This window comes from Endothiovibrio diazotrophicus (assembly GCF_054657215.1).
In genome coordinates this window covers 1-6023 of sequence record NZ_BAAHXB010000183.1, presented here as the reverse complement: position 1 = coordinate 6023, position 6023 = coordinate 1, and the positions used below count along the sequence as shown (strand labels likewise).

Genomic DNA, 6023 nt, shown 5'->3' with positions numbered 1-6023 from the left:
TTGGGTTGAGCGTAGCGAAGCCCAACAGGCGTTCACGAGAACGGCGGCGCGGAGAGTCCGGCGGCGGCGTGTCGGGCTTCGCTCCCGCTTTTGCACACGGATGTGTTTATTTGGCGAGAGGGCAGGAGCCCGCAGCCGCAACCCAATGGGTTCTTCCGGCAGCCGGTCAGGTTGCCAAGCCCGACAGATTAATAACCATAAATTGAACGACACATGATCAATAAATGATTATTAAAACGCCGGATACGGCGGTTCAACCGGTGGTCAAAAAGCGGGAAAAACCGTTTACGTTCCGACGAGTTAGATGGAATTCTCCAAGTTGGCCCGACGATTGATTGGGGAAAGCCGAACCCGACCCACCACGAGGACCCCGGCCATGACCATCCTGAAGACCCTGCTGCGCCGCCTGCTCACCCTGCTCTACCGGGTGGAGATCAAGGGACTGGAGCACTTCGACGACGCCGACGAGCGGCTGCTGATCGTCGCCAACCACACCTCCTTTCTCGACGCGTTGCTGCTGGTCGCCTTCCTTCCCGGCCAGCTCACCTTCGCGGTCAACACCTGGGTCGCCAAGTACCCGTTGTTCAAGCCCTTCCTCGCGCTGACCCGCATCTTCCCGATGGACCCCACCAACCCGCTGGCGTTGAAGGGGCTGGTCGGCTACCTCAAGGAGGGCCACCCGACGGTGATTTTCCCCGAGGGGCGGATCACCGTCACCGGCGCGCTGATGAAGATCTACGACGGCCCCGGCCTGGTGGCCGACAAGGCTGACGCGCAGGTGGTGCCGGTGCGCATCGACGGCGCCCAGTACACCCCCTTCTCCCGCCTGCGCGGCCGGGTGCGCCTGCGCTGGTTCCCGAAGATCACCCTCACCGTGCTCGCCCCCCGCTCGATCCGCCCGCCGGCCTCGGTGCAGGGGCGCGACCGCCGCCGCGCGGCGGGCCACCGGCTGGCCGAACTGATGACCGGGATGATGTTCGAGACCGCCAACACCGAACGCACCCTGTTCCAGGCCCTGGTCGATGCCCGCCGGGTCCACGGCGGCGAGCGCCCCGTGCTGGAGGACATCGAGCGTAAGCCCATGGGCTACGACCGGCTGATCACCGCCGCCTACGCCCTCGGCCGTCCGCTCACCCGCGGCACCGCCCCCGGCGAGCGGGTCGGCCTGCTGCTGCCCAACGCCACCGCCACGGTGGTCGCCTTCCTCGGCCTGCACGCCTACCGCCGGGTGCCGGCGATGCTCAACTTCACCGTCGGCAGCCAAGGCATGGCCAGCGCCGCGCGCACCGCCACCCTGCGCCGGGTGGTCACCTCGCGCCGCTTCGTCGCCGCCGCCAAGCTGGAGCCGGTGGTGGAGCGGCTGAGCGAAAGCGTGGAGTTGGTCTACCTGGAGGATCTGGCCGCGCGGATCGGTCTCAAAGCCAAACTGGGCGCCTGGCTGAAGAGCAAGGGCGCCGCCCTGCGCCGCCCCGCCGGCGATCCGAACGCCGCCGCGGTGGTGCTTTTCACCTCCGGCTCCGAGGGCGAACCGAAGGGGGTGGTGCTCTCCCACCGCAATCTGCTTTCCAACCGCGCCCAGCTCGGCGCGCGGGTCGACTTCAACGCCCAGGACGTGGTGCTCAACGCCCTGCCGATGTTCCACTCCTTCGGCCTCACCGCCGGCACCCTGCTGCCGCTGCTCTCCGGCATGAAGTGCTTCCTCTACCCCTCGCCGCTGCACTACCGGATCGTCCCCGAAATCGCCTACGACGTGAACGCCACCGTGCTCTTCGGCACCAACACCTTCCTCGCCGGCTACGGGCGCGCCGCCCATCCCTACGACTTCTACAGCGTGCGCTACGTCTTCACCGGCGCCGAGAAACTCCAGGAGCAGACCCGCACCCTGTGGGCGGAGAAGTTCGGCATCCGCCTGTTCGAGGGATACGGCGCCACCGAGACCGCGCCGGTACTCGCCGTCAACACCCCGATGGAGTATCGCCGCGGCAGCGTCGGCCGGCTGCTTCCCGGCATCGACCACGCCCTGGAGACGGTCCCCGGCATCGAGGAAGGCGGACGGCTCCACGTGCGCGGCGCCAACGTCATGCTCGGCTACCTGCTGGCCGCCAACCCCGGCGAGCTGGCGCCCCCGGCGAGCAGCCAGGGCGCCGGCTGGTACGACACTGGCGACATCGTCACCCTCGACGAGGAGGGCTACGTGCGCATCCAGGGGCGCGCCAAGCGCTTCGCCAAGATCGGCGGCGAGATGGTCTCGCTGGCCGCCGTCGAGGCGCTGGCCAGCGAGGTATGGGAAGGGGCGCTGGTCGCCGCGGTGCGCCTCCCCGATCCGGGCAAGGGAGAGCAATTGGTGCTGCTCACCGATGCCGAGGGCGCCGACCGCCCTGCCCTGCTCGCCGCCGCCAAGGCGCACGGGGTGAGCGAGCTCAACGTGCCGAAAAAGGTGCTCGGGGGGACCCGCATCCCGCTGCTCGGCACCGGCAAGATCGACCTGCCCGGCGCGCAGAAGCTGGCCGAGTCGCTGCTCGGCAAGGAGATGGCGGCATGAACGCGCCCGAAGTCCGCATCGACAACCCCCGCCGCGCCCTCGGCCTGCTCCTCGGCGCCCAGTTCCTCACCGCCTTCGCCGACAACGCGATCCTCTTCGCCGCCTTCGCCATGGTCATCGCGAGCGGCGTCGGCGAGTGGTACCAGCCGGCGTTGCAGGCCTCCTTCCTGCTCGCCTTCGTGCTCCTCGCGCCGTGGGTCGGCCCGTTCGCCGACCGCCGGCCGAAGCGCACGGTGCTCGCCGTCGGCAACGCGGTGAAGGCGGCCGGCGCCGGCCTGCTGCTGGCCGGCGTGGAACCGCTCGCCGCCTACGCCGTGGTCGGCATCGGCGCGGCGATCTACGGTCCGGCCAAGTACGGCATCCTGCCGGAGCTGGTGGAGCGCGAGCGGCTGGTCAAGGCCAACGGCTGGGTCGAGGGCTCGACCATCGTCGCCATCGTCCTCGGCGCGGTGATCGGCGCCCATCTGGCCGACCGCTCCATCGGCGGCGCCCTGGCGCTGATCGTCGTCGCCTACCTCGCCTCGCTGGCCGGCGCCCTGCTGCTGCCGGCGACCGCCGATCGCAACGACCACCGCGCCCCGGCGCTGCGCCAGTTCGGCCGCACCCTGAAGGACTTCCTGGCCACCCCACGGGCGCGCTTCTCGATGCTCGGCGCGGCGATCTTCTGGGCCGCCTCGGTGGTGCTGCGGGTGATGCTGGTAGCGTGGGCCCCGGCGGTACTGCTCACCGCCAACACCGCCGACGTGGCCAACCTCACCGTCTACATCGCCGCCGGCATCGCGCTGGGCTCGCTGGTGGTGCCACGACTGATCCCGATCGAACGGCTACGCCGGGCGCGCATGGCGGGTTACCTGATGGGTGCCCTGATCCTGCTCCTCGGCGCCACCAATGACACCGCCGTCGCCAACGGCCTGCTCTTCGCCATCGGCCTGGCCGGCGGCCTCTTCGTCGTGCCGATCAACGCCGCCTTGCAGGAGATCGGCCACCGCTCGGTGGGCGCCGGCAACGCGGTGGCCGCGCAGAACTTCTTCGAGAACCTGGCGATGCTCACCGCCACCGGCCTCTACACCCTGGCCCTGGCCGAAGGACTCGACCCGGTACTCGGCCTCACCCTGCTCGGCACCCTGGTGGTGGTCGCCACCGCCCTGGTCTCGTGGCGCCTGCCGCCGGAAGAACAAGCCACCGCCTCGACCGGGACGGAAGCGACCGAAGGCTGACCACCGCCGCCCGAGACGCAACGGTGCCCATCATCACCCAAACGGACACGTCCACTTTTTCTCCTCCTCAGGTCCGGAACTGCCCCACCAGCTCCCGCAACCCGTCGGCCAGCTCGGTGAGGTGCGCCCCGGACTCGGCGGTCCCGTGGGCCGTGGCGACGTTGCGCTCGCTCACCCGGCGGATGCCGTCGACCCCCTCGCTCACTGCCCGTGCCCCCGCCCGCTGGCGCCCGGTAGCCTCGACGATGTGGTCGTTGAGCTGGTTGATGATGCGCGTCGCCTCGGTGATCTTCTCCAGGGAGCCGCCGGCCTCCGCCGCCTGCTCAACCCCGACGCGGGCCTGCCCGCGCCCCTCCTCCATCACCGCCACCGCCTCGCGCACGCCTCCCTGCAACCGTTCGATCATGCCGTGGATCTCCTCGGTGGAACGCTGGGTGCGGGAGGCGAGGGTGCGCACCTCGTCGGCCACCACCGCGAAACCGCGTCCCTGGTCGCCGGCCCGCGCCGCCTCGATGGCGGCGTTCAGCGCCAGCAGGTTGGTCTGCTCGGCGATGCCGCGGATCACATCGAGCACGCTGCCGATGTTGTCGCTCTCCCCCTCCAGTTGCTGCAGGGTCGTCGCCGCCGCCTCCACCCGTTCGGCCAGCCGCTCGATCACCGCCACGGTACGCCCGACCACCTCCTGGCCGTTCTCCGCCTCCTCGCGCGAGCGGGTGGCGGCATCGGCCGCCTCGCCGGAGTAGCGGGCCACCTCGTCCACCACCCCGTTCAACTCGCCCACCGAGGCGGCCACCCGATCGATCTCCCGGCGCTGCTCGGCGACGCTGTGGTCGGTCTGGTCGGTGGTGGAGGCGAGCCTCTCCGCGGCGGCGCCGAGCTGGACGGTGGCATCGGCCACCCGGCTGACGGTGGCGCGCAGCTTCTCGGCGAAGGCGTTGAAGGCGCCGGCCAGCTCGGACACCTCGTCGTGGCCCACCACCCGCAACCGCCGGGTGAGGTCCCCCTCCCCCTCGGAGATGTCGCGCATGGCGCGGATCGCCCCGCGCACGGGGCGGACGATGCCGAGACCGATCACCGTCGCCACCGCCCCGCCGAGCAGCACCCCGACCACCATCAACGACAGCACCAGGGTGCGGGTACCGCTCACCTGCCCCATCAGTTCACCGCCGGTGCGGTCGGTCTCCCGGCGCAGACGCTCCACCAGCGTACCCACCTCCTGGCGCACCGCCTTCACCACCGGCGTCACCTCGTTGCGCACAAAGAAGGCGTCCATCTGCCCCTGCTCGCCGCCGTGGATCGCCATCATCCGGCGCATCGCCTCGCCGTATTTCTCGTAGCGCGGGAGGACCTCGGCCATCGCCTCCTCCTCCTCCATGGTGAACAGGTCGCTCATCGCCGCCAGCTCCTTGAGCTGGCGGCCGGTGTCGTCGTAGAACGCCAGAGCGTTGCTCCGCGCCGCCTCAGTGCGGTAGGCCAGGTAGCCGCGCATCTCCAGCAGCACGCTGCTCCACACCAGGCGCAGTTGCCAGATCCGGTCGAGCAGCTCGCGGCGCTCGTCGTCCGCCTCCTCCTGCATCTCGGAGGCGACCATCTGCCCGAGATAGCCGCGGATCGCCATGTTGAGGGGATTGAGGACGTCGTTGGCGATGGCCATGGCGGGGAGACGGGCGGTGAGATCTCCCACCAGCGTCTCACTGCGCGCGCGGTAGGCCTCCAGCGGCTTCGCCCCGGCGGCGATCCGCTCCACCCTCTTCGCCAGCTCGCCGTCATCGGCAATGCGCGGAAAGGCGCGCAGCCGCCCCAGCGCCCGGTCGATCTCGCCGAGCGCCTGCTCATACGCATCACGGTGGCCCTGCTCGCCGCTCAGCAGGTAGAAGCCGAGGGCCGACGCGGCGCGGTTGACCGCCGCGTCCACCGCCTCCGCCTCCAGCACCACCGGCTGGATCTCCTCCACCACCCGGGCGACCCGCTCGCCGGTGCGGTCGAGACTGCGCACCGCCGTGCCGGCCACCCCGACCAGGATCGACAGCACCAGGGCGAAGCCGCCCCACAGCTTGCTCTTGATGGAAAAACGGGAAAGAAGCGTAAGCATATCCACACCATCAACGTAAGAAATCGACGTGGTTCCGCGTAGGAAAAACACCAGTTGATAAAATAATAACCGCCGATCTACCTTTGCATAACCTGGGTATGTACCTAGATCTGCCCTTTGCCCACAAATCGGCCATCAGTGAGTCGCTGGGCGGTCAGCCGCAAGGCGCGCC

3 protein-coding genes are annotated in these 6023 nt (G+C 69.7%); 2 read left to right on the top strand and 1 reads right to left on the bottom strand.

Annotation, left to right across the window (positions count from 1 at the left end; genetic code table 11):
- Positions 1 to 376 precede the first annotated feature (376 nt).
- Together ACYQ2W_RS24940 and lplT are read left to right on the top strand one after the other, a co-directional pair.
- Positions 377 to 2542, top strand: coding sequence for an AMP-binding protein (locus ACYQ2W_RS24940; protein ID WP_459873517.1), 2166 nt, complete (start codon positions 377 to 379; stop codon positions 2540 to 2542).
- The gene (gene lplT, locus ACYQ2W_RS24935; protein ID WP_459873515.1) at positions 2539 to 3759 is read left to right on the top strand and encodes a lysophospholipid transporter LplT; all 1221 of its coding nucleotides are present in this window, start codon (positions 2539 to 2541) and stop codon (positions 3757 to 3759) included. The genes ACYQ2W_RS24940 and lplT overlap by 4 nt, the downstream gene beginning before the upstream one ends.
- A gap of 67 nt (positions 3760 to 3826) precedes the next feature.
- Here lplT and ACYQ2W_RS24930 read toward each other — a convergent pair whose 3' ends face one another.
- Positions 3827 to 5851 (bottom strand): methyl-accepting chemotaxis protein, encoded by a 2025-nt coding sequence (locus tag ACYQ2W_RS24930; protein ID WP_459873512.1) that lies wholly within the window; start codon positions 5849 to 5851, stop codon positions 3827 to 3829.
- Positions 5852 to 6023 lie beyond the last annotated feature (172 nt).

What these genes read in the sequence shown, in the direction of transcription:
- lplT (WP_459873515.1), top strand. Translation starts at nt 2,539, where the DNA reads ATGAACGCGCCCGAAGTCCGCATCGACAACCCCCGCCGCGCCCTCGGC.
- ACYQ2W_RS24930 (WP_459873512.1), bottom strand. Translation starts at nt 5,851, where the DNA reads ATGCTTACGCTTCTTTCCCGTTTTTCCATCAAGAGCAAGCTGTGGGGC.
- ACYQ2W_RS24940 (WP_459873517.1), top strand. Translation starts at nt 377, where the DNA reads ATGACCATCCTGAAGACCCTGCTGCGCCGCCTGCTCACCCTGCTCTAC.